Origin of the sequence: Streptomyces clavifer, assembly GCF_036345975.1 — a bacterium.
GTDB lineage: Bacteria > Actinomycetota > Actinomycetes > Streptomycetales > Streptomycetaceae > Streptomyces > Streptomyces clavifer.
Map to the genome: position 1 here is coordinate 6,438,102 of NZ_CP107793.1, position 23,835 is coordinate 6,461,936.

Annotated in this window: 20 protein-coding genes and 1 pseudogene; 13 read left to right on the forward strand and 8 right to left on the reverse strand. The window is 69.2% G+C overall.

The annotated features are described in order from the left end of the window. Nucleotide 1: 1 nt before the first annotated feature. A complete protein-coding gene (locus OG927_RS27960) occupies nucleotides 2-307 on the forward strand; it encodes a 4a-hydroxytetrahydrobiopterin dehydratase (protein WP_056792252.1) in 306 nt (101 codons plus the stop codon). A gap of 160 nt (nucleotides 308-467) precedes the next feature. On the opposite strand, the gene OG927_RS27965 is transcribed toward OG927_RS27960, so the two are convergent. From OG927_RS27965 to OG927_RS27980, 4 genes are all read right to left on the reverse strand, one after another. Then, complete coding sequence (locus OG927_RS27965) at nucleotides 468-941, reverse strand: RICIN domain-containing protein (protein ID WP_209469356.1); 474 nt, start codon at nucleotides 939-941, stop codon at nucleotides 468-470. A 32-nt stretch (nucleotides 942-973) separates the two neighbouring features. Next, nucleotides 974-1,807: an aldo/keto reductase gene (locus OG927_RS27970; protein ID WP_209469355.1), complete on the reverse strand. Its 834-nt coding sequence runs from the start codon at nucleotides 1,805-1,807 to the stop codon at nucleotides 974-976. 293 nt (nucleotides 1,808-2,100) lie between these two features. Then, on the reverse strand, nucleotides 2,101-3,900 hold the full coding sequence (locus OG927_RS27975; RefSeq protein WP_056792255.1) for an AMP-dependent synthetase/ligase: 1,800 nt from the start codon (nucleotides 3,898-3,900) through the stop codon (nucleotides 2,101-2,103). A gap of 228 nt (nucleotides 3,901-4,128) precedes the next feature. Then, complete coding sequence (locus OG927_RS27980; RefSeq protein WP_124280616.1) at nucleotides 4,129-5,022, reverse strand: LysR substrate-binding domain-containing protein; 894 nt, start codon at nucleotides 5,020-5,022, stop codon at nucleotides 4,129-4,131. Between the two features lie 115 nt (nucleotides 5,023-5,137). Between OG927_RS27980 and OG927_RS27985 the strand changes: the two genes are divergently transcribed. The 4 genes from OG927_RS27985 to OG927_RS28000 all read left to right on the forward strand — a co-directional run bounded on the left by OG927_RS27985 (nucleotide 5,138) and on the right by OG927_RS28000 (nucleotide 12,345). Beyond that, nucleotides 5,138-6,172 carry a bile acid:sodium symporter family protein gene (locus tag OG927_RS27985; protein ID WP_209469354.1) on the forward strand — a complete coding sequence of 345 codons (1,035 nt, stop codon included), beginning with the start codon at nucleotides 5,138-5,140 and terminating at the stop codon, nucleotides 6,170-6,172. 322 nt (nucleotides 6,173-6,494) lie between these two features. Next, entirely contained in the window at nucleotides 6,495-6,980 is a 486-nt protein-coding gene (locus OG927_RS27990; protein ID WP_199862713.1) for an SseB family protein, read from the forward strand. Next, complete coding sequence (locus OG927_RS27995; RefSeq protein WP_056792258.1) at nucleotides 6,977-7,624, forward strand: hypothetical protein; 648 nt, start codon at nucleotides 6,977-6,979, stop codon at nucleotides 7,622-7,624. The genes OG927_RS27990 and OG927_RS27995 overlap by 4 nt, the downstream gene beginning before the upstream one ends. Then, the gene (locus OG927_RS28000) at nucleotides 7,624-12,345 is read left to right on the forward strand and encodes a putative T7SS-secreted protein (protein ID WP_330320972.1); all 4,722 of its coding nucleotides are present in this window, start codon (nucleotides 7,624-7,626) and stop codon (nucleotides 12,343-12,345) included. The genes OG927_RS27995 and OG927_RS28000 overlap by 1 nt, the downstream gene beginning before the upstream one ends. A gap of 1,262 nt (nucleotides 12,346-13,607) precedes the next feature. Here the strand turns inward: OG927_RS28000 and OG927_RS28005 are convergent. Together OG927_RS28005 and OG927_RS28010 are read right to left on the reverse strand one after the other, a co-directional pair. Next, nucleotides 13,608-13,802, reverse strand: a complete 195-nt coding sequence (locus tag OG927_RS28005; protein WP_241191795.1) for a hypothetical protein — start codon at nucleotides 13,800-13,802, stop codon at nucleotides 13,608-13,610. Between the two features lie 68 nt (nucleotides 13,803-13,870). After that, nucleotides 13,871-14,179 (reverse strand): hypothetical protein, encoded by a 309-nt coding sequence (locus OG927_RS28010; protein ID WP_330320973.1) that lies wholly within the window; start codon nucleotides 14,177-14,179, stop codon nucleotides 13,871-13,873. 174 nt (nucleotides 14,180-14,353) lie between these two features. Here OG927_RS28010 and OG927_RS28015 point away from each other — a divergent pair, with 174 nt between their 5' ends. Both OG927_RS28015 and OG927_RS28020 read left to right on the forward strand, forming a co-directional pair. Then, nucleotides 14,354-15,196, forward strand: a complete 843-nt coding sequence (locus OG927_RS28015; RefSeq protein WP_330320974.1) for a helix-turn-helix domain-containing protein — start codon at nucleotides 14,354-14,356, stop codon at nucleotides 15,194-15,196. Then, nucleotides 15,178-15,387, forward strand: coding sequence for a DUF397 domain-containing protein (locus tag OG927_RS28020; protein WP_330320975.1), 210 nt, complete (start codon nucleotides 15,178-15,180; stop codon nucleotides 15,385-15,387). Before OG927_RS28015 ends, OG927_RS28020 begins: the two co-directional genes overlap by 19 nt. An 84-nt stretch (nucleotides 15,388-15,471) precedes the next feature. Here OG927_RS28020 and fdhD read toward each other — a convergent pair whose 3' ends face one another. Together fdhD and OG927_RS28030 are read right to left on the reverse strand one after the other, a co-directional pair. Next, a complete protein-coding gene (gene fdhD / locus OG927_RS28025; RefSeq protein ID WP_330320976.1) occupies nucleotides 15,472-16,320 on the reverse strand; it encodes a formate dehydrogenase accessory sulfurtransferase FdhD in 849 nt (282 codons plus the stop codon). 5 nt (nucleotides 16,321-16,325) lie between these two features. Continuing rightward, a pseudogene (locus tag OG927_RS28030) lies at nucleotides 16,326-16,436 on the reverse strand (2Fe-2S iron-sulfur cluster-binding protein); the annotation flags it as partial. A gap of 367 nt (nucleotides 16,437-16,803) precedes the next feature. Between OG927_RS28030 and OG927_RS28035 the strand changes: the two are divergent. The 6 genes from OG927_RS28035 to OG927_RS28060 all read left to right on the forward strand — a co-directional run bounded on the left by OG927_RS28035 (nucleotide 16,804) and on the right by OG927_RS28060 (nucleotide 23,823). Beyond that, entirely contained in the window at nucleotides 16,804-17,754 is a 951-nt protein-coding gene (locus tag OG927_RS28035) for a beta-ketoacyl-ACP synthase III (RefSeq protein WP_056792265.1), read from the forward strand. Between the two features lie 88 nt (nucleotides 17,755-17,842). After that, a complete protein-coding gene (locus OG927_RS28040) occupies nucleotides 17,843-18,520 on the forward strand; it encodes a GntR family transcriptional regulator (RefSeq protein ID WP_124280606.1) in 678 nt (225 codons plus the stop codon). Between the two features lie 212 nt (nucleotides 18,521-18,732). Next, complete coding sequence (locus tag OG927_RS28045; RefSeq protein ID WP_056792267.1) at nucleotides 18,733-19,914, forward strand: ROK family transcriptional regulator; 1,182 nt, start codon at nucleotides 18,733-18,735, stop codon at nucleotides 19,912-19,914. A gap of 235 nt (nucleotides 19,915-20,149) precedes the next feature. Beyond that, on the forward strand, nucleotides 20,150-21,676 hold the full coding sequence (locus OG927_RS28050; protein WP_330320977.1) for a sugar ABC transporter ATP-binding protein: 1,527 nt from the start codon (nucleotides 20,150-20,152) through the stop codon (nucleotides 21,674-21,676). Beyond that, complete coding sequence (locus OG927_RS28055; protein WP_056792269.1) at nucleotides 21,673-22,716, forward strand: ABC transporter permease; 1,044 nt, start codon at nucleotides 21,673-21,675, stop codon at nucleotides 22,714-22,716. The genes OG927_RS28050 and OG927_RS28055 overlap by 4 nt, the downstream gene beginning before the upstream one ends. Before the next feature lie 69 nt (nucleotides 22,717-22,785). Next, nucleotides 22,786-23,823, forward strand: coding sequence for a substrate-binding domain-containing protein (locus OG927_RS28060; protein ID WP_056792270.1), 1,038 nt, complete (start codon nucleotides 22,786-22,788; stop codon nucleotides 23,821-23,823). Nucleotides 23,824-23,835: the final 12 nt, after the last annotated feature.

Here is a 23,835-nt window from a genome sequence, read left to right on the forward strand (position 1 = left end):
CATGCCCGCTGAACCGCTGTCCGCGCACGACGTCGAGTCCGGGCTGCGTGAGCTGCCCGGCTGGCAGCTGGAGGGGGACCGGATCACTCGTACCTACCGGCTGCCCTCCCACTTCGCCGCCGCGGGGCTGACCGTCCACGTGGCGCAGATCCAGGACGAGCTCAACCACCACTCGGATCTGACGCTCGGCTACAACACCGTGCGTCTCGCCGTGAACAGCCACGACGCGGGCGGCGCGGTCACGCAGAAGGACCTGACGCTCGCCGGACGGGTGGAGGCCGTCGCGGCGGGGCACGGCGCGACGTAGCGGCGCCCCCTCGCGCCGAGCCGCGCGGATCCGCCACGAAGCGCGGGTGGGTGGCGCCCCGGCGCGGACAGTCGTCGCCCGGCAGCGCTGAACCGGCGAGGATGCGCCGGGCGGCGACGAGGCGGCCGCCCGGCCGCCCGACGGATCGCGGGCCCGCCCGTCAGGGATCAGTCACCCGCTCCAGCCGCCACCACTGGGCGGGGGAGTCGGTGTCCTCCCACTGCCACACATTGGCACCGTCCTCGGCCGACCCGTCGGCGACCTCCAGGACGAGTCCGCTGACGAAGCTGACCAGGGTCACCGTGCCCGGTGACTCGGGATGCTGCTCGATCAGCCACTCCTGTGCACCGAAGTTGTTGGCCTTCCACTGCTGGACGTTCGCGCCGTTCTCCGTGGAGGCGCCGGCGACGTCCAGCCGCTTGTCGCTGTTCACGTTGACCAGGTGGTACAGCGCGGCGCCCTCGTGCACGGGTGCGAGTCGCCAGTGCTGGGCGGCGGTGCCGTCGTCCTCGCCCTGCTGGACGTTGGCCCCGCTGCCCCTGGCCCCGCCGTACACCTCCAGCAGCAGTTCGCTGCTCACATTGCGCAGGCGGTACGAACCCGCCTCGACGACGGGCAACATGTCCCCGCTCACGCTCCGGTTCCTCTTCGGCGTGCCCGGGGCGGTCAGGCGCCGGCGCTGAACTCGCGCGGGTCGGCGCCGATGCGCTTGCCCTCGTCGAGCGCGGCGAGCGCGGCCAGGTCGTCGGCGTCGAGCTCGAAGCCGAACACACCGATGTTCTCCACGATCCGCGACGGGGTCACGGACTTCGGGATCGCGACGTGGCCCGTCTGGAGGTGCCAGCGGAGCACCACCTGGGCGGGGGTCCTGCCGTGCTTGTGCGCGATCGCGACGACGGTCGGGACCGTCAGGCCCTTGCCCTGTCCCAGCGGCGACCAGGCCTCCGTGACGATGCCGTGCCGGGCGTGGAAGGCGCGGGACTCCGCCTGCTGGAACTGCGGGTGCAGCTCGATCTGGTTGACCGCGGGGACGACGGAGGTCTCGCCCATCAGGCGCTCCAGGTGCTCCGGGAGGAAGTTCGACACACCGATCGACTTCGCGCGGCCGTCGGCGTGGATCTTCTCCAGGGCCTTGTACGTGTCGACGTAGGCGTCCTTGGCCGGCAGCGGCCAGTGGATCAGGTAGAGGTCGACGTGGTCCAGGCCCAGCAGGTCCAGCGAGGTGTCGAAGGCGCGCAGGGTCGAGTCGTAGCCCTGGTCGGCGTTCCACACCTTGGTGGTGACGAACAGCTCGTCACGCTCCACGCCGGATGCCGCGATGCCCTTTCCGGTGCCCGCCTCGTTGCCGTAGACCGCGGCGGTGTCGATGCTCCGGTACCCGGCCTCGATGGCGGTGGCCACGGCCTTCGAGGCCTCGTCATCCGGGACCTGCCAGACACCGAAGCCGAGCTGCGGCATCTCGAGGCCGTTGTTCAGGGTGAGGGAAGGGACCTGGCTCACGAGCAGTTGATCCTTACGTTGTCGGTCGGTTCTTCCGGAGGAACGATCAACGCAGCCTACGCATTCCCACCTGCGGCGAACCGGTGAACGGAAGAATGAGGCGGAAAGGAGCACGTGCGTGACGCTTCGTCAGGAAGCGTATCCCGGCCGGCTCGGCCGTGGAGGGGTCGCCCTCCGTGGAGCGGACCGCCCGGGGACGGAGGTGCCCGGCTCAGCGGCAAGGGGACGGCTCTGCGTCCAGGAGGCCCGGATCAGCGGTCGAAGGGGCCGGTGGCCCTGCCCGGAGTGCGGGATCAGTGGTAGAGGGCGTCGACCTCGGCGGCGTACGCCGTCTCGATCGCCTTCCGCTTCAGCTTCAGCGACGGCGTCAGCAGACCGTGCTCCTCGCTGAACGGATGCGCCAGGATCCGGAACGTCCGGATGGACTCCGCCTGCGACACCGCCGTGTTCGCGGCCACCACCGCCCGCCGGACCTCCATCTCCAGGTCGGGGTCGCGCACCAGGTCGGCGACGGGCATCGGCGCCCGGCCCTGTATGGCGAGCCAGTGGTCCACCGATTCCTGGTCCACGGTCACCAGCGCGGCGATGTAGGGCCGGTCGTTGCCGACGGCGATGCACTGCGCCACCAGCGGATGCGCGCGCACCCGCTCCTCCAGTCCGGCCGGTGAGACGCTCTTGCCGCCGGACGTCACCAGGATCTCCTTCTTGCGCCCGGTGATGGTCAGATAGCCGTCCTCGTCGAGCGCACCCAGGTCACCGGTGGCCAGCCAGCCGTCGCGCAGCACGGCGTCCGTGGCCCCGGGGTCGCCCAGGTATCCGGAGAACACGTTGGCGCCGTGCACCCACACCTCGCCGTCCCGCGCGATGTGCACGCTGGTTCCGGGGATCGGCAGCCCGACCGTGCCGTAGCGGGTGCGCTCGGGCGGATTGGCCGTCGCGGCGGCGGTCGTCTCGGTGAGTCCGTACCCCTCGTAGACCGTGACGCCCGCGCCCTCGAAGAACAGGCCCAGCCGCCGGGCCATGCCGGAACCGCCCGACATCGCGTGCCGGACCCGGCCGCCCATGGCGTCGCGGACCTTGCGGTAGACGACCTTGTCGAAGAACTGGTGCTGCATCCGCAGCCCAGCGGAGGGCCCGGGCCCCGTGCCGAAGGCCCGCTCCTCCATCGCCTCCGCGTACTTCACCGCGACCTCGACGGACTTGTCGAACGGTCCGAGGCGGCCCTCCACCTCCGCCTTGCGCCGCGCACCGTTGAAGACCTTCTCGAAGATGTACGGCACCGCGAGGATGAAGCTCGGGCGGAACGACACCAGGTCCGGCATCAGCGCCTTCGCGGACAGCTCCGGCTGGTGGCCCAGCTTCACCCGGCCCCGCAGCGCCGCGACCTCCACCATGCGGCCGAAGACGTGGGCGAGCGGCAGGAAGAGCAGCGTCGCGGTCTCGTCGCCGGGCCTGGAGCGGAACACCGGCGCCCAGCGGGCGACCATGGTGTCGGACTCGAACATGAAGTTGGCGTGGGTGATCACGCAGCCCTTGGGGCGCCCCGTCGTGCCGGAGGTGTAGATCAGCGTGGCCACCGAGTCGGGGGTCACGGCACGCCTGTGGCGGTGCACCACCTCGTCGTCGATCTGCGCGCCGGCTTCGACGAGCTCGGTCACCGCGTCGGCGTCCAGCTGCCAGAGGCGCTTCAGGTTCGGCAGCCGGTCGATCACGGAACCGATCGTCATCGCATGGTCCTCGTGCTCGACCATGACGGCCGCGACCTCGGCGTCGTGGAGCATCCACAGGACCTGCTCGGCCGACGACGTCGGGTAGACGGGCACGGACTGCGCGCCCACCGTCCAGAGGGCGAAGTCGAAGAGCGTCCACTCGTACCGGGTGCGTGACATCAGGCCGACCCGGTCGCCGAACCGGACCCCCTGCGCGATGAGCCCCTTGGCCAGGGCGAGCACCTCGTCGCGGAAGGCGGCCGCGGTGACGTCGTGCCACTGGCCGTCCGCGTCCTTGCGGCCGAGGGTGATCCGGTGCGGATCGTCCTCCGCGTAGTCGAAGACGGTGTCGGCGAGGCCGCCGACTTGAGGGGCGGCGGCCATGGGTGGGACAGTGAACTCGCGCAATGACCTGCTCCTTGTGGCGCTCCGCACGGCGCCGCGACGCTACCCCAACCAGTGGAGCGGCGGGAGAGTCCGAAGCCTCCTGAAATCGAGGCATCCGAACAGGCCGGCCACAGAAATCGGGCCAGATGGGCCGGGCTCGGGCGGACTTCTGACCACCGGGTAAGTAGCTCGCGCGGGAATCTCCACCGAATCTGTACGCAGCGCTTACGCGGGCGCCGGGCCCGGAGGCGTATCGGGCCCGCGGTGCAACCGGTCGCCGCCTGCCAGGATCGCCGAGGCCAAGGCGTCGGCCGCCTCCTGCGCGGCTTCCCTGCGCCGCCCGTGCAGCAGGACGAAGTCCACCGCCCCGAGCTCCGGCAGGCCCGCCTTCTCGGGCACGGGCACCAGCTCCGGCGGGACCAGGCCACGGGTGTGCGCCATCACCCCCAGGCCCGCCCGGGCCGCCGCGACGAGTCCGCTCAGGCTGCCACTCGTACACGCGATCCGCCAGGGCCTCCCGTGCTCCTCCAGCACCTCCAGCGCGCGTGCCCGGGTGAGGCCCGGCGGCGGGAAGACGATCAGCGGCAGTGGTCGCCCGGGGGCGATCCGGAGCCGGGGGGCGCCGATCCAGACCAGCGTGTCCCGCCACACCAGCTCGCCGTGGGTGTCCCCGGAGCGGCGTTTGGCGAGCACCAGGTCGAGCCGTCCCGCGGCGAGCTGCTGGTGCAGCGTCCCGGACAGCTCCACGGTCAGCTCCAGCTCGACCTCGGGGTGGTCGCGGCGGAAGGACTCGAGGATCTCCGGCAGCCGGGTCAGGACGAAGTCCTCGGAGACTCCGAAGCGGAGCCGGCCGCGCAGCCGGGTGCCGGTGAAGAAGGCGGTCGCCCGCTCGTTGGCCCGCAGGATCGTGCGGGCGAAGCCGAGCATCGCCTCACCGTCCTCGGTGAGATCGACCCGGTGCGTGTCCCGGCTGAACAGCTGCCGGCCGGCCGCGGCCTCCAGCCGGCGCACGTGCTGGCTGACCGTGGACTGGCGGACACCGAGGCGGCGGGCCGCCTGCGTGAAGCTCAGGGTCTGGGCGACGGCGAGGAAGGTGCGGAGCTGGACGGGGTCGTACATGCGCCGACGTTATCGCGAACCATGATGACAGTGAGAACGGTATGCCTGATTCCCGATCGCGCGGATCGGGCGCAGGATGGGGAGGCCACGACCGCACCGAGAGAGCACGGAACACATGAACCGCCGCACCAGCCGTCTCATCCCGAAGCTGCCGTCCTGGCTGCCGGTCGACCCGTACATCCTGGCGTTGATCGGCACGGTCGTGCTCGCGGCGCTGCTGCCCGCCTCGGGTGCGGCCGCCGATGTCGCGGGAGGGGCGTCGACCGGAGCGGTCGCCCTGCTCTTCTTCCTCTACGGGGCACGGCTCTCGACCCGCGACGCGCTCGACGGGCTGAAGCACTGGCGGCTCCACCTCACCGTCCTGGCCTGCACCTTCATCGCGTTCCCGGTTCTCGGACTCGCGAGCCGGGGCCTCGTGCCGTACGTGCTGACCCCGCAGCTCCAGGAGGGCCTCCTCTTCCTCTGCCTGGTCCCCTCGACGATCCAGTCCTCGATCGCCTTCACCTCGATGGCCCGGGGCAACGTCCCCGCCGCGATCTGCGCGGGCTCCTTCTCCAGCCTCGCCGGCATCCTGCTCACCCCGCTGCTGGCCGCCCTGCTGCTCGGCGGCGGTGCGGCGGGCTTCTCGGCCGACTCCCTGGTGAAGATCGTCCTTCAGCTGCTGGTTCCGTTCCTCGCCGGGCAGCTGCTGCGGCGCTGGATCGGGGGATTCATCACCCGCCACCGCAAGGTGCTCGGCCTGGTCGACCGGGGCTCGATCCTGCTCGTCGTGTACACCGCGTTCAGCGCCGGCATGGTCGCCGGGATATGGCACCAGGTCACCCCGCTCCGGCTCGGCGCCCTGCTCGCCGCGGAGGCGGTCCTGCTCGCGCTGATGCTCGCGCTGAGCTGGTACGGGGCGAAGCGGCTCGGCTTCGGCCGGGAGGACCGGATCGCCATCCAGTTCGCCGGCTCGAAGAAGAGCCTGGCGGCCGGGCTGCCGATGGCGAGTGTCCTGTTCGGCGCACACGCGAGCCTCGCGGTGCTGCCGCTGATGCTGTTCCACCAGATGCAGCTGATGGTCTGCGCGGTGATCGCCAAGCGCCGCTCCCGCGACCCGCTGCCGGAGGACGCCCTTGCCGGGCGTGCTCCGGCGGAGGCGCTGAACTGATGTTTCGGAGAGGGGCGGCCCGATGAGCGGCATCATGAGCCGGCCTTACGCTCTCTCGACGGTCCAGCGGCGGGGCGGACAGCGAACCCTCTTGCGGTAACTCGCCGGCCTTCACCGACCCGCGCCCCCGCGTCCTGCAAGCCGTTACTCAAACGGTCGGAAAGTACGAACGGGTGAGTCGACCCGTCCCGATCCACGAAGCTCGGGAGCCGAACCATGAGCCTTGAGGCGAACTCTGCGCGGGGGTAACCTTCATCGGCTTTTCGGCCAGCAGGACAGAGCGCATTGCACCTGGAAATTTGTACGTGTGATGATCCTGCGCATGAGTACGGGTGGGGATGGGATACCGGAGCAGCAGCAGAGACGCTCACGGCTGGCGGACCTGGCGGGCGCGCCGTCGAGGCTGACGCCTGTAGCCGCACCGGTTGAGACCGAGGGTGATCCGACGGCGGCGGCTCGGCGTGAGTTTGCTGTGTTGTTGGGTGAGTTCCGGCGTACGGCGGTGTTGGTTCCGCTGGATGCCCATGGGGATTTGTGGTCTGCGGAGCAGAACGGTGTGCGCTGGATCTGTGCGTTCTCGGACGAGGAGGCGCTGTCCCGGTTTGCGTGGGCACGTGGGGACGCCGAGCGGGAGTGGGTGTACCAGACGGTGTTGGGTGCGCGGTTGTTGGATGTGATGGTGCCGTTGCTGCCGGGTCCGGCGGGGGTGGCGCTGGATGCGGGGAGTGAGGACGGCGGGATGTTGTTCCCGCCGGTGGCGGGGATTGTGCCGGATGCGGTTGCGGTGGATCTCGGGGGGATGCGGTGAGCGGGGAGAGCGCTGACCTTCAGGCCCCGGCCGCGGCGTTGGCCGCGATCGCGAAGGGGATCGATCTGGCGCACGCCGAGTTGAAGGAGCTCGGGTTCATCGGCCAGGCGTCGACAGGGCGGGGTTTCTCGGACCTTGCTCTTTCGGGGCTGGAGCTGGGGCACGGCGGGCTGACGTCGGAGTTCGAGACGTTCTGTGACCGCTGGGAGTGGGGTGTGCGGGCCCTGACGCAGAAGGGGAACGGGTTCGCGCTCGGGGTCGGGTTGTCGGCGGGTTCCTTCGTGGAGCAGGAGCAGTACATCAAGGACTCGTTCAAGGTCGGTGTGAACTCCCTGAACGGGAATCCGCATCTGTCCGAGGACGAGGTCAAGACGATGAGCTGGGACACGATCAGTAAGCAGACCGCGTACGACAATCCGGACTGGAGCTGGGAGTCGATGACCGAGGCTCATGGCGAGGTGAAGCAGACCTGGCAGGACACCGCTTACGACGCCGAGGACGCCGCGCTCGACTCCATGGAGCGCAACGGAGTGCTCGACCCGGAGGTGCGGGCGGCAGTGGATGAGCGGCTGAAGGATCACCTCGACCCGTCGCAGGAGACGATCGATCAGGCTGAGCAGCCGCGGTGGGGGCAGGGCAACTGATGGTGGACTGGGGGAAGCTCGGCGGGGACCTTTACGACGGGGCCGGTAATCTGGTCGACAAGGGCAAGGAAATCGTCGGCACGGGGATCGACAAGGGCACCGATGCGCTCGGCTCCGGGTTGGAGAAGGTCGGTGCCGACCAGTGGGCGGACGCGGTCGAGGACTGGGGGGACGAGACCGCTTCCTCGCTGGGTGCGGAGGTCGGCGAGCAGCAGCTCGGGCAGACCGAAGAAGCGAACGAGCTGATCCACGGCAGGCCGGAGAAGATCGCCGCTGCGGTCAAGAACCTCCGGGACTTCCAGCGCGCCTTCGATCTCGTCGGCGGCGGGATGAAGAGGCTCGACTCCGCCCACTGGAAGGGTGTGGCCGCCGACACCTTCCGGGAGAAGTTCCAGACCCTGCCCACCGACTGGCTACGGGCGGCGGATGCGTTCGAGGATGCCGCCGCGGCGCTGGAGACGTACGCCGGGACGGTCACGAGCGCGCAGAGCAAGGCCGGTGAGGCGATCGCCCTCTACAAGGAGGGCAAGCAGGACCGCGTGACGGCTGCTGCCGCGTTCAAGGAGAAGGCGGAGGCGTACAACGCCGTCCGCAACACCGACCATCCGCTCCCGCATCCTGGGAAGTTCTCCGATCCGGGCGTGGTCAAGCGCCGGCATGCGCAGGAGATCCTGGAGCGTGCCCGGCGGGCACGCAACGAGGCCGCCGAGGCGGCCAAGGGCGCGGTCACCGCGGCGATGGCGCACGCTCCGAAGGAGCCCACCGGTCTGGACAAGGCGAAGCAGGAGTTCTACGACTACGGGGTCGGCCAGAGCATCGAGCTGGCCCACGTCGGTGGCGGTGTCATCAAGGGCACCGCGGGGCTGCTGAATTTCGTCCGCTCGGTGTACCCGCTGGACCCGTACAACCTGACGCACCCGGCCGAGTACTACAAGGGCGTCAACACCACGCTCGCGGGCCTCGTCTCCACCGCCGCCAACCCCGACCGGGCACTCAAGAACGCCTGGGGGGCCGCCAAGGGAGACCCCTCCGAATTCATCGGGCGGCTGCTCCCCGAACTGGTCGGCACCAAGGGCGGCGGCGTCCTCAAGGGTCTGGCTCGCCACGGGCTGAAGGACGGGGCGGAGAGCGCCGCCCGCAAGGGCGTCGACGATCCGGCGAAGTCCTCGAAGCCCGACAAGGGGGTGGAGAAGGACCCCACGGACCCGGTCGATCTGGCAACCGGAACGATGTATCTGCCGCAGACGGACATCGCACTGCCGGGGACACTCCCGTTGGTCTTCCGCCGCCGGGTCGCTTCCGACTACCGTGCGGGGCGGTGGTTCGGGCCCTCCTGGTCCTCCACGGCCGACCAGCGGCTGGAGATCGACTCCCAGGGCATCGTCCTCGTGTGTGAGGACGGTCTGCTGCTGTCCTATCCGCACCCCGCGCCGGGTGTGCCGGTCACGCCGAGCCATGGCCCGCGCTGGCCCCTCGATGTGGATACTGCCGGGGACTACACGATCACCGATCCGGACAACGGCCGAATACGGCACTTCAGCCCGCGCACTGGGGACCTCGCGCTTCTGGTGCAGATCGACGACCGCAACGGCAACTGGATCCAGTTCGAGTACGACGAGACCGGAGCACCAGCCGGGATCGTCCACGGTGGCGGCTATCACCTGAAGCTCACCACAAGCGAGGGCAGGATCACCGCACTCCACCTCGCAGGAGCAGCCCCGGACGGTTCGGACCAGGAGATCCTCCGCTACCGCTACACCGACGGTCACCTCACCGAAGTCATCAACTCCTCAGGGCTCCCGCTCCGGTTCGCCTACGACGACCGTGGCCGGGTCACCTCCTGGACCGACACCAACGACAGCCGGTACGACTATGCCTACGACGGCCGGGACCGGTGCATTGCCGAAGGCGGCGCGGCAGGCCACATGGCGCTGCGCCTGGATTACGACGGCATTGATCCCGAGAGCGGGATGCGCGTCACGACCGTCACCAGCAGCAGTGGAGCCGTCCACCGCTACGTCATCAACGACAGCCACCAGGTGGCCGCAGAGATCGACCCGTTGGGGGCGACCACCCGCTTCGAACGCGACCGCTACAACCGCCTGCTGTCCCGCACGGACCCACTCGGCCGGACCAACCGCTTCGCGTACGACGAGTCAGGGCAGGTGACCTCCGCGGTCCGCCCGGACGGCCGGGAACTGTCGGTGGAATACAACGATTTCCGGCTGCCGGTCCGCGTCACCAATCCGGATCGGACCGTGGTCCGTCAGGAGTACGACGAACGTGGCAACCGCCTTGCCGTCACCGACCCCTCCGGCGCGGTGACACGCACCATCTACAACGAGGCCGGCCACGCGACCTCCGTGACGGACGCACTGGGCGACACGACCCACATCCGCAGCGACCAGGCCGGTCTGCCGCTCAGGGTGACCGACCCGCTCGGCGCCACCACCCAGGTCGCCCGGGACGCGTTCGGGCGCCCGGTCACCCTCACCGACCCGCTCGGCGCGGTCACCTGCCTCGAATGGACGGTCGAGGGCAAACTGTCCCGGCGCACCGACGCGGACGGCACGACACAGTCCTGGACGTACGACGGCGAGGGAAACTGCCTCACCCATACCGATGCCCTGGGCGCTGTCTCCCGATTCGAGTACACCCACTTCGACCTCATGACCGCCCGCACCGGCCCGGACGGCGTGCGCTACGAATTCGCCCACGACCACGAACTCCGCCTCACCCAGGTCCTCAACCCCCAGGGACTGACCTGGAACTACAGCTACGACGCAGCCGGACACCTCATATCCGAGACCGACTTCGACAACCGCACCCTGGCCTACGACCGCGACATGGCAGGGCGCCTCACGGCACGCACCGACGCCCTCGGCCAGACCACCCGCTACGAGCGGGACGAACTGGACCGGATCGTCTCCAAGGACGCCGCAGGAGCCGTCACCACCTTCGCCTACGACCTCTCCGACCAGCTCGCCGAGGCCGTCAACGCGGATGCCACCCTCACCTACCTACGCGACCGCTACGGGCGCCTCGTCTCCGAGACCGTCAACGGCCGGACGATGACGTACGAGTACGACCGGCTCGGACGCCGCACCGGCCGCACGACCCCCAGCGGTGCGGTCAGCACCTGGACGTATGACGCGGCAGGACGGCGCACCTCACTCACCACTTCGGGTCGCGTCCTCACCTTCGAACACGACGCGGCAGGCCAGGAGACCGCCCGCCACATCGGCGACAGCGTCAGCCTGACCTCACAGTTCGACACCATGGGCCGCCTCAGCACCCAGCAGGTCACCGGAGCAGGCCGCAGCATCCAACGCCGCGACTACACCTACCGCGCCGACGGGCACCTGACCGGGCTTGCCGACCAACTATCCGGCACCAAAACCTTCGAGCTCGATGCAGTCGGCCGCATCACCACCGTCCAGGCAGCGGGCTGGACGGAACGCTACGCCTACGACCATGCAGGCAACCAGACCGAAGCCTCCTGGCCGACAGTGCATCCTGGCCAGGACGCGACAGGTTCTCGTATATATTCCGGCACCAAAATCGCTCGCGCAGGAAATGTCCACTACGAACACGATGCACTCGGTCGCATCACCGTCCGCCGTAAGACTCGTATCTCGCGCAAACCTCAGACGTGGCGCTTCGAGTGGGATGCCGAGAACCGCATGTGCTCGGCGACCTCACCCGACCGCGTTACATGGCGGTACAGGTACGACGCTCTGGGCCGTCGGACAGCCAAACAGCGTATGAGTGAGGACGGGCACGGCGTCCTGGAGCAGACCACCTTCACTTGGGATGGTGCCACCCTCTGCGAACAAATCACCAGGACTGATTCGCTGTCCAACTCGGTTGCATTGACGTGGTCCCATGATGGCTTGCATCCAATGAGCCAAGAGGAACGTGTTCTTGCACCGGGCTCGTCACAGAAAGTTATTGACGAGCGTTTTTTTGCGATTGTTGCCGATCTGGTCGGCGGCCCGAGTGAGCTGATAGATGAAGCAGGGGTCCAGGCTTGGCGCGCGCGCAGCAGTCTTTGGGGCGTGACTTCCTGGCCAGTTGATAGCTCCGCTTACACGCCACTCCGTTTCCCTGGACAATATTTCGATCCAGAGACCGCTCTCCATTATAATTTCCACCGCTATTATGATCCGGAAACGGCTCGATATCTAACACCCGACCCGCTTGGGCTCGCACCGGCACCCAATCCAGTGGCTTACGTTTCGAATCCTCATGCATGGATCGACCCTTATGGTCTTTTCGGTTGCCCCGAGGAGGAGCATCTCTTCCGTGGCACCACTCGCGGATACGATGCCAGCGATGGGACTCAAGCCTCGGGTTACACTCCTACGTCGACAGATCCTGGCGTTGCTACCCTATTTGCCAGGCATTCAGATCAATTCGGCGAAGGAATCGTTCAGCTCTTCCCGCGCGGCGCCCTGGAGGGGATACCGCTTGAACGAGGTGTCATTCGAGCCGAAGCGGAGATCGCTGTGGGCCTGCCCGCATCGCAGCTTGCCAAGCTCGCCAGTGTCGAGCTCCCCTCGGGGGCGGCGTCAAGTATTCTCGCAGAAATGGGAATACACATCCCCAAGGTGCGAAGCATCGGCGGCATAACTGATGCTCTGGAATGGGATGTGCCGAAGCTTTCACCAGACCAGATATCACAATTCGTCGCGGAGGCGTACAAGTATGGCCGAACCTAGTAGGCTGCAAATTTATGAGGTTGAGCGTTCCAGTGACCAGGGAGGTGTGTGTACTGCAAGATGTATCAGCGGCATCGCCCGTGTCGGTCAGACGTTGGGGCCAGATGGCGCTGAAGAGGTTTCCGCCGACTCACTCATCACTCTCAAGGCAATCGAGCGGTACGGAAGCAGCGTCGACTTTTTCGACCCTCCCGGCACGGCCAGGGTCTTTCTTGCTGGGGAATCGGTAAAGGCACTGAGTCGAGGTTCGATCATCTCGGAGGTTTACTGATTCTAGATCTCGTCGGAGAGGGAGAGTGAAGCAGGGGTCATGGTCCCCGCTGGAACATGGTAAATCATCAGGAGGTCGACGTGATCATCACGGCCGTGGCCTCGGTCGGTTCACAAGTCGACGTGGCCGAATCCGGTGCTACTGGATTCATTGACCAGGTGAAGCACCCGTCGTGGCGCTCCGCTGATACTCGTCCACCACAGGTCGGCGATCGCCTTCACGTCGTTGTCTTGGACGACTCGAGGACACCTCTACGCCTCAGTGCACTCCAGCAAGATATCGATATCGCAAGGACGTTGCGTAAGCGAGGGCATCGCGACAATGAGCGATAAGAATTTCGCCTGGAATGGCCTCTGTTTCTCTGGGGTCAGGGCCTGGACCGGAGGTCCTGTCTGAGACCTGGCAGGCGATCCGGGCCAGGGCGGGAGGCGGAGAACGCCGAGGTTCTCTTCGGCGACCAGGTCGGCATCTGCTCGTAGCAGGTCACCGGCTGTACCTGGGGTGAGCAGGGGCGGACGCCGGTCGCCCGCTGAAACCGGGAACCTGTTCTCCGCCAACGTGATGTCCGTGATCAGGACCAAGGGCCGGATGCACTTCATGGCCTTCACCGTGTCGTTCGATGCGAAGGCCATGTGGCACCTCCTCGTCGGGCACCTCGGCCACAAGGTTCACCTGATCGTCCAGCGGTACCCGGGCCGCTGCTGGAAGGGCCGTCGGGGCCTGGCTCGCCGGCTAACAGGGCGAGACCGAGCTGCATTTCTTGCCGTCATAATCACCCGGGCTGAACCCGGATGAGCCGGTCGCCGCCGACCTCAAACGCTGTCGCATGCCCGCCAGGCCGAACATACTGCTGAAACCAGCAGGTTCTTCCACCGCCCACAGCGCCGGCTCCGCATCGTCACCGGCTACCTCAAAGCTCCGCACGCCGACGTGTCCTCGACGAGTGGACCCAATGAGTTCTGACCAATGGCTGCGGTGCTTCGCTGTGCCGTCACCGGGCGCCGCCCTGCGGGGCACCCCGTATGTCGCTGAGCCCGAGGTCGGTACGGCTGCGGGCGTTGGCCTCGGCGACGCGGGCGCTCAGCAGCTCGGCCGGGCCGAGCGGCCGTAGGCGGGACGGGTCCGCGTCCCACTCGCGGCCACCGCCGAGCGGGCGGAGTTGGAGGTAGGGACCCTCGTGGCCCATCACCAGGCCCACCCGGCCGCTGTCGCCGTCGTGCACGGCCGCCCCGACGGAGAGGGCGCCGGTATCCGTCACCCGGCCGCTCCCTTCCTGATCACCGCGGCGAGGGCGTGCGCCACGGGAGCGGAGCAGACGCCGAGGTGGACGAGGGCGTAACGGGTCGGCCGTGCGCTGTCGTCGCCGTCCGTGTCCGGCCACGGGGTACGCACATCCATCGTGGGCAGCTGGACACCGGCGCCGCTGAGCGCGGCGGCGAGGTCGTCGCGTGCGGCCACGGCCTCCTGGGCCTTGGCCGTTGCCGTGTGTCCTGTTCTGGAGGCGGGGGTGTTGGCCTGGGGCGTCCTGTGGGGGAGGGGCGGCTTCTGCGGCGGCGGCGTCATGGTGTCTTCCTTCGGTTGTGCTTTCGCGGATTCCTCTGCCCGCCCCCGCACCCGTGGATACGGTGCGTGAGGGGCTCGTTACGAGAGTGGCCTGGTCAGAGGTGCGACACACCGAGGGCGGGGTGTGCTTCCCCGGCGGGTGAGCCACGTTCCACACGTTCCACGGAGGACACGATGCCGACGAGGCGGGCGGTTTCGGGCCGCAGCAGGGAACCACGTGCACGGTTCGCGGAGGAGCTGCGGCACCTGCGCACCGAGCGCGGCGACAGTCTGCGGCAGCTCGGCGAACGGCTGGGCTGGGACTGGTCGTTGTTCGGGAAGATGGAGAAGGGCGAGACGGTCGGCGGGCCGGAGGTCGTGCAGGCGCTGGACCAGTACTACGGGACACCGGGGCTGCTGCTGGCGCTGTGGGAACTGGCGATCAGCGACCAGACGCAGTTCAAGGAGCGGTACCGGCGGTACATGGCGCTGGAGGCGGAGGCGACGAGCCTGTGGCACTTCGCGGTGAGCGTGCTGCCGGGGTTGTTGCAGACCCCGGGGTACGCGCGGGAGTTGCTTGCGTCCGGCGGGTTCAGTGGAGCCCGGCTGACGCAGCAGGTCGAGGCACGGATGGGACGGCGGAGCCTGCTGGAGGGAGAAGAGGCGCCTGCGTTCCGGACGATCCTGTCGGAGGCAGCAGTCCGGACGGCCTTGCGGAGTCAGGAGGAGTGGCGAGAACAACTCGCGTATCTGTCCGAGATGGCGGAGCGGCCGAATCTGACGCTTCAAGTGCTCCCGCAAAAAGCCGGGTTGCATGGGTTGTCGAGTACCGACGTCTGGTTTCTCAGGCTGCCGGACAGCCGTACTGTGGCGTACACGGAGCACGGGTACGGAGGGGAACTCCACGAGGAGAGTGCTGCGGTGGAGCGCATGCAACGTGCGTACGATGCAACGCGTGACCTGGCGCTATCCCCAGCTGAGTCGCAAAAATTCATCCTGCGCGTGTTGGAGGAGATGCCGTGCGATCCATCGACCTGAGCGCCGCGACCTGGCGCAGGAGCAGCCACAGCAACCAGGACGGTGGTGCGTGCGTCGAGGTCGCCGACGGCTTCGCAGCGGTCGTCCCCGTACGTGACAGCAAGAACCCGCACGGCCCCGCGCTCACATTCGCGGCGGACGGCTGGTCGTCGTTCGTGTCCGCCGTGAAGGGCGGCTCCGTGGGCGACTGAGCCGTCACGCAGGAGAGGGCCCGGTCGGCGCAGGGGGCGCTCCCCGCCGGCCGGACCCCTGACCCGTGCAGCGGGCGGGCCGCCTCAGCCCTGGCCCACCGCGGCCTCCAGGAGGATGCGGTGGTCACCCGCGTACACGTTCATGGACGACCCCCGCAGGAAACCGACGAGGGTCAGTCCGCTCTCGGCCGCGAGGTCCACGGCCAGCGACGACGGTGCCGAGACCGCCGCGAGCATCGGGATCCCGGCCATCACCGCCTTCTGCACCAGCTCGAAGGAGGCGCGGCCCGACACCAGCAGGATCGACTGCGAGAGCGGCAGCCGATCGTCCGTCAGTGCCCGCCCGACGAGCTTGTCGACCGCGTTGTGCCGGCCGACGTCCTCCCGGATGTCCATCAGCTCGCCCTCCGGCGAGAACAGGGCGGCGGCGTGCAGACCCCCGGTCCGGTCGAAGACCCGCTGCGCCTCGCGCAGCCGGTCGGGGAGGGCGGAGAGCAGTGCGGGCTCCACCCGGACCGGGGGAGTGTCGGCGACCGGGTGACGGGTCGTGGTGCGTACGGCGTTCAGGCTCGCCTTGCCGCAGAGCCCGCAGGACGACGTGGTGTACACATTGCGTTCCAGCGTGATGTCGGGGACCTCGACGCCGGGCGCGAGCCGCACGTCCACCACGTTGTACGTGTTCACGCCGTCCGCCGTCGCCCCGGCGCAGTACGCGATCGACTGCACCTCGGAGCCCTCGCCGATCACACCCTCGCTCACCAGGAAGCCGGCGGCCAACGCGAAGTCGTCCCCCGGGGTGCGCATCGTGATGGCGAGCGGCTTGCCGTTCAGCCGGATCTCCAGGGGCTCCTCGGCGACGAGGGTGTCGGGCCGCGTGGTGACGGCCCCGTCCCGGATGCGGATGGTGCGGCGACGCTCGGTGACCCGTCCCATAGCCCTCAATCCCGATTCTGTACGTGTTGGAAGCCGAAACGGCCCTTGATACAGAGGTTGCCATGGGCCACCGGGTTGTCGTGCGGCGAGGTGACCTCGACGGTCTCGTTGTCCTGGGCGGCGTCCGCACCGAAGCGGCCGGCTCCGCGCCGTACTCATTGATCCACCCGGCTGCCTGCCCGGGTGTCGTCGACAGGGGCTCCCTGTTCGCTGGGAGTACCGAGCGTGGGTGTCAAGACAGGATATTGTCTACAGTATGCTTTGAGGGATTGAGCCCCGTGGCGGGATGGGGTGTGCCATGCGGCACCTCCGTCGTGGCCCGCGGCGGAGGTGAGGGTGCGGGTGGGGGCGGGAGTTCCCAGGAAGCGCTTCAAGACGCTCCAAGCTCAGGCCCATATTCCTGTGGGGTTACGTGCCCCTGTACCGATCGGTAGCAACCAAGACTGGGTGGTTCCTGCCATCAGTAGCGAGGGGAACCCGTACATGACCGGCTCACGTGTCGTGGCGCTCGGCCACTATCAGCCTGCCAAGGTGCTCACCAACCAGGACCTGGCGGCCATGGTCGACACCAGCGACGAGTGGATCACCAGCCGTGTGGGCATCAAGACCCGGCATGTGGGCGGGCCCGACGAGCCGGTGGACGAGCTGGCCGCGCACGCGGCCGCGAAGGCGCTGGCCACGGCCGGACTCCAGGCGGCGGACATCGACCTGGTCCTCGTCGCCACCTCCACGGCGATCGACCGCTCGCCGAGCATGTCGGCCCGGGTCGCGGCCCGCCTCGGCATGGGTTCGCCCGCCGTGATGGACATCAACGTGGTCTGCTCCGGTTTCACCCACGCGCTCGCCACCGCGGACCACGCGATCCGGGCGGGTGCCGCCACCCGCGCGCTGGTCATCGGCGCCGACAAGATGGGCGACATCGTCGACTGGACCGACCGCACCACCTGCGTCCTGATGGGGGACGGCGCGGGGGCGGCCGTCGTCGTCGCCGACCCGGGTACCGGTGACCGCCCCGGGATCGGCCCGGTCCTGTGGGGTTCGGTGCCCGAGATGGGCAACGCCGTGCGCATCGAGGGCACGCCGCCGCGCTTCGCGCAGGAGGGCCAGTCCGTCTACCGCTGGGCGACCACGCAGCTGCCGCCCATCGCGCGCAAGGTCTGTGAGCGGGCGGGCATCACGCCCGAGGACCTCGCCGCAGTCGTGCTGCACCAGGCCAATCTGCGGATCATCGAACCGGTCGCCAGGAAGATCGGTGCGGTCAACGCGGTCATCGCGCGCGATGTGGTGGATTCGGGCAACACCTCGGCGGCGTCGATCCCGATGGCCCTGTCCAAGCTGGTGGAACGGGGTGAGGTCGAGAGCGGTGCGCCGGCCCTGCTCTTCGGCTTCGGCGGAAACCTCTCCTACGCGGGCCAGGTGATCCGCTGCCCGTGAGCGCGCACCCGATCGTTCCCCGGTGGGGCATTGTGCTCGGTAGACTGTAGACGATAGGCAATTGCCCGGCGCCCGGAGGGGGACCGCGATGTTGTCCGCAGGACTGCCGCAAGGGACGGTGCCGAAGCTCGAACGGCCGGGCCCGCTGCGCGAGCGCGTCTACGACGCGCTCCTGGAGCTGATCACCACGCGGGCGCTCGGCCCCGGGCAGCATCTGGTCGAGAGCGAGCTGGCCGGGCACCTCGGCGTGTCGCGCCAGCCCGTGCGGGAGGCGCTCCAGCGGCTGAACACCGAGGGCTGGGTCGATCTGCGCCCCGCGCAGGGCGCGTTCGTCCACGAGCCGACCGAGGAGGAGGCGGACCAGCTGCTCTCGGTCCGTACGCTCCTGGAGGCCGAGGCCGCCCGGCTCGCCGCGGCCAACTCCGGCCGGGCGGGCATCGAGGCCCTCCAGGAGCTCTGCTCCCAGGGGGAGCGGGCCGTCGCCGCGGACGACGTGGACCTCGCCGTCGCCACGAACACGGCCTTCCACGCGAAGGTCATGGAGCTGGCCGGCAACCTCGTCCTCGCCGAGCTGGCCGCGCAGGTCGACCGCCGGGTCCGCTGGTACTACACGCCGGTGGCCCGCCGGCGCGGCACCCAGTCCTGGATCGAGCACCGCGCGCTGATCGAGGCGATCTCGGCGCGGGACGAACTGCGGGCGACCGAGGTCATGCGGGCGCACACGGAGCACACGCGTACGACGTACCACCAGCGCGAAAAGGGCTGACCGCGCGAGCGGGGAAGAGGCCGGGACGGCTGCGTCCCGGCCTCTTCGGCATGCGCGCCGCGGGGCTTTCACTCCCCGCCTTTGTCCTGAGTGTGGAGAAAGTTGGCACGGATTCCTGCGCAACTTCTTCCCACTCCGGTAAACCGCTGCTACGTTCCCCCTCGAAAGCCCGACGGACTGGCCGATGTGGCGGGGAGGGACGCGTGAGACGGATGACGGCACGACCCGCGAACACGCATCAGGCGCGGCTACTGCGGCTGTTGCGTGACGGAGGGCCCAACTCCCGCGCGCAGCTGGGGGACCAGGTCGACCTCTCGCGCTCCAAGCTCGCCGTCGAGGTGGACCGTCTGCTGGAGACCGGACTCGTCGTGGCCGACGGGCTCGCCGCCTCCCGCGGCGGACGCCGCTCGCACAACATCCGGCTCGCTCCCGCACTGCGCTTCCTCGGCGTCGACATCGGCGCCACCTCCATAGACGTGGCCGTCACCAACGCCGAACTGGAGGTCCTCGGACACCTCAACCACCCCATGGACGTACGCGAGGGGCCCGTCGCCGTCTTCGAGCAGGTGCTGGCGATGGCCGCCAAGCTCCGGGCCTCCGGCCTCGCCGAGGGGTTCGACGGCGCCGGTATCGGCGTACCCGGCCCCGTCCGCTTCCCGGAGGGCGTACCGGTCGCACCGCCGATCATGCCCGGCTGGGACGGCTTCCCGGTCCGCGAGGCGCTCAGTCAGGAACTGGGCTGCCCCGTCATGGTCGACAACGACGTGAACCTGATGGCCATGGGGGAGCAGCACGCGGGCGTCGCCCGCTCCGTGGGCGACTTCCTCTGCGTCAAGATCGGTACGGGTATCGGCTGCGGCATCGTCGTCGGCGGCGAGGTCTACCGCGGTACGACCGGCAGCGCGGGCGACATCGGCCACATCCAGGTGGAACCCGACGGACGCTCCTGCGCCTGCGGCAACCGGGGCTGCCTGGAAGCCCACTTCAGCGGTGCCGCACTCGCCCGAGACGCCGAGGACGCCGCCCGCGCGGGCCGGTCCCCGGAGCTGGCGGCCCGGCTGGAGGCGGCCGGGACACTCACCGCCGTCGACGTGGCCGCCGCCGCGGCGGCCGGCGACCCGACCGCGCTGGACCTGATCCGCGAAGGCGGCAACCGGGTCGGCCAGGTCATCGCGGGACTCGTCAGCTTCTTCAACCCGGGCCTCGTCGTCATCGGCGGCGGGGTGACCGGACTCGGCCACAACCTGCTGGCCAGCGTCCGCACCCAGGTCTACCGGCAGTCCCTGCCGCTGGCCACGGGCAACCTCCCCATCGTCCTCGGTGAGCTGGGGCCGACCGCCGGAGTGATCGGCGCGGCCAGGCTCATCAGCGACCACCTGTTCTCGCCGGCCTGACGTCCGGGCCGGCGCGCCGCGCGGCACACGCCGCGCGGCCGTCTCCGCAAGCAGCCTGATCCGCGCTCCGCAGCAACACCCGCAAGCAGCCCGATCCGAGCTCCGCCCCCGCACCCGCCAGCAGTTCCGTCAGCAGTACGGCACCGCCGGAACTGCGCCCTGCCCGCTCACCGGCCTTCCCCGACCTCTCGGCACCGCCGAGCAGGGGAGACCTCGTTCGCCGAGGGGATTCGTCATGGCACCAGAACCGCCCCTGCTCACCATGTCCGGCATCACCAAATCGTTCCCCGGAGTACGCGCCCTCGACGGCGTGGACCTCGAGGTGCAGGCCGGCGAAGTCCACTGCCTCCTCGGCCAGAACGGCGCGGGAAAGTCCACCCTCATCAAGGTGCTGGCCGGCGCCCACCAGCCCGACGACGGCGCCATCACCTGGCGCGGCGAGCCGGTCAGGCTCTCCACGCCGATCACCGCGATGCGCCTGGGCATCGCGACCATCTACCAGGAACTCGACCTGGTCGAGGGCCTGTCGGTCGCCGAGAACGTCTTCCTCGGCCACGAACCCACCAGCGCGGGCTTCGTCGTCCGCACCCGGGAGGCCAGGGACGCCGCCGCCGCACTCCTGAAGCGCCTCGGACACCCGGAGATCGACCCGGCCCGTGCGGTCGGCGACCTCTCCGCCGCCCACCAGCAGATCGTCTCCATGGCGAGGGCGCTCTCGCACGACGTCCGGCTCATCGTGATGGACGAGCCGTCCGCCGCCCTGGACCCCGACGAGGTCGACAACCTCTTCCGCATCGTCGACGGCCTCACCGCCGACGGCGTCGCCGTCGTCTACATCTCGCACCGCCTGGAGGAGATCCGCCGCATCGGCGACCGGGTCACCGTGCTCAAGGACGGCCGGGCCGTCGCCGTCGGCCTCCCCGCCACGTCCACCCCCACGCGCGACATCGTTGCCATGATGACCGGCCGCAACGTCGAGTACGTCTTCCCCCAGCGGCCCGCGCCCAGTGCCGCACGCGCCGCGGCGGAGCCCGTACTCACCGTCGAAGGGCTGTACCGCAAGGGCGAGTTCGAACCGGTCGACCTGGAACTGCGGCCCGGCGAGATCGTCGGACTGGCCGGACTCGTCGGCTCCGGCCGCTCCGAGATCCTGGAGACCGTCTACGGCGCCCGCAAGCCGACCGCGGGCCGGGTCACCGTCGCCGGCCGGCCGCTGAAGCCCGGCAGCGTCCGGGCCGCCGTCGCCGCCGGGATCGGCCTCGCCCCCGAGGAACGCAAGGCACAGGCCCTCCTGCTGACCGAATCCGTCACCCGCAACGTCTCGGTCTCCTCCCTCTCCCGCTTCGCCCGCGCCGGGTGGATCGACCGGGGAGCCGAGCGCACCGCGGCCAGGACCGCCACCCGCGAACTCTCACTGCGCCCCGACAACCCGGACGCGGCGGTCCGCAGCCTCTCCGGCGGTAACCAGCAGAAGGCGGTCCTGGCCCGCTGGCTGCTCCGCGGCTGCAAGGTCCTGCTGCTCGACGAACCCACCCGCGGCGTCGACGTCGGCGCCCGCGCCGAGCTCTACGCCGTGATCCGCCGGCTGGCCGACGAAGGCCTCGCCGTTCTGCTCGTCTCCAGCGAAGTGCCCGAAGTGCTGGGCCTCGCCGACCGGGTGCTGGTGCTCCGGGAAGGCCGCGTCGTGCACACGGCCCCCGCCCAGGAGCTCGACGAGCACCGCGTACTCGACCTCGTCATGGAAGGGAGCCCGACGTCATGACACAGCCCGCACCGTCGGCGCAGCACCACGGGCCGGAGAAGGGGCCCGCGACGCCCGCCGCGCCGTCCTCGCCCCCCGGCGGTCTGCGCGCACTCGGCCTGCGCGCCGATGTCCGCAACCTGTCCCTGCTCGGCGTACTCGCCGTGCTGGTGGCCGTCGGCGGCCTCACCGAACCCGACGCGTTCCTGGACACCGGCAACCTCCAGCTGATCCTGACGCAGTCCTCCGTCATCGGGGTCGTCACCGTCGGCATGACCCTGGTCATCATCGGCGGCGGCATCGACCTGTCGGTCGGCGCGATGGTGGCCCTCGCCTCCGTCTGGGCGACGACGCTCGCCACCCAGGACTTCGGCTTCGCGGGCATCCTGTTCACCGCCGTGATCGTCGGACTCGCCGCCGGGCTCGTCAACGGGGTCCTCATCGCCTACGGGCGCATGGTCCCCTTCATCGCGACGCTCGCCATGCTCGCCTCGGCCCGCGGGCTCGCCCTGCAGATCACCGACGGCAAGACGCAGATCGTCACCGTCCAGTCCGTCCTCGACCTGGGCCTGCCCGACGCGTACGTCCTGGGCATACCGCCCCTGGTCCTGGTCTTCGCCGCGGTCACCGTCGTCGGCTGGCTGATCCTCAACCGCACCACGTTCGGTCGCCGTACGGTCGCCATCGGCGGCAACGCGGAGGCGGCCCGGCTCGCCGGCATCGACGTACGCCGCCAGCGGCTCTACCTCTACCTGCTCTCCGGCCTGTGCTGCGGCATCGCCGCCTTCATGCTGATCATCCTGTCCGGCTCCGGACAGAACACCAACGGCAACCTGTACGAACTCGACGCCATCGCCGCCGCGATCATCGGCGGCACCCTCCTCAGCGGAGGCCGCGGCACCATCGTCGGCTCCGTGCTCGGGGTCCTCGTCTTCACCACGATCACCAACATCTTCGCACTCAACAACCTGCAGAGCGACGTCCAGCAGATCGCCAAGGGCGCGATCATCGTCGCCGCCGTCCTGGTCCAGCGCCGCACGCTCCGCAACGGCGAGACCTGACCCCTCCGCGTCACCGATCAGCCACCCGTAGTTCCGTAGCCGATTCACCGGATGAAGGGTTTGACAGCCATGCCAGAAACCAGCCGCAGAGGACTGCTCTTCGGCACCGCGGCCGTCTCCGCGGGAGCCTTCCTCACCGCCTGTACGAGCAACGAGCCCAAGGAGAAGGCGACCGCACAGAACAACCAGCCGGCCGCCGACGACAAGCCCGGAAAGGCCGTCACCATCGGCTTCGCCGGACCGCAGGCCGACCACGGCTGGCTCAACGCGATCAACGTGAACGCCAAGTCGCGGGCGGAGAAGTACTCCGAGGTGACCCTGGAGATCACCGAGGGCTCCAACGACACCGCGGCCCAGATCGGCCAGGTCAAGACCCTCATCAACAAGAAGGTCGACGTCCTCGTCATCCTCCCCGCCGACGGCAAGGCACTCACCCAGGTCGGCCTGGAAGCGATGAAGGCCGGCATCCCGGTCGTCAACCTGGACCGCGTCTTCGCCTCCCCGCAGGCCTACCGCTGCTGGGTCGGCGGCGACAACTACGGCATGGGCCTCAACGCCGGGCACTACATCGGCGAGCAGCTCAAGGACAAGGCGAACGCCAAGGTCGTCGAGCTCGCGGGCATCGACAACCTGGAGCTCACCAAGCAGCGCAGCCAGGGCTTCGCCGACGCGCTGAAGAACTACTCCAACATCAAGCTGGTGGCCCGTCAGGCCGCCGACTTCACGGTCGAGTCCGGGCAGGCCAAGATGGCCCAGCTCCTCCAGGCCCAGAAGCAGTTCGACGCCCTGTGGAACCACGACGACGACCAGGGCGTGGGTGCCCTGCGCGCCATCCAGCAGGCGGGCCGCGACGAGTTCATCATGGTCGGCGGAGCCGGGGCCAAGTCCGCGATGGACGCCATCAAGGCCGACAACAGCGTCCTGAAGGCCACCGTGCTCTACCCGCCGACGATGGCCGCGTCGGCCATCGACCTGGCGCGCGCCCTCGGCCAGGGGAAGGGCGTCCCGGGCCTCTCCGAGCTGGAGATCCCGACCTCGCTGACCCTCTACTCGGCCGTGGTCACCAAGGAGAACATCGACCAGTACCTGCCGACGGGCTTCAGCTGATCCCGCACCACC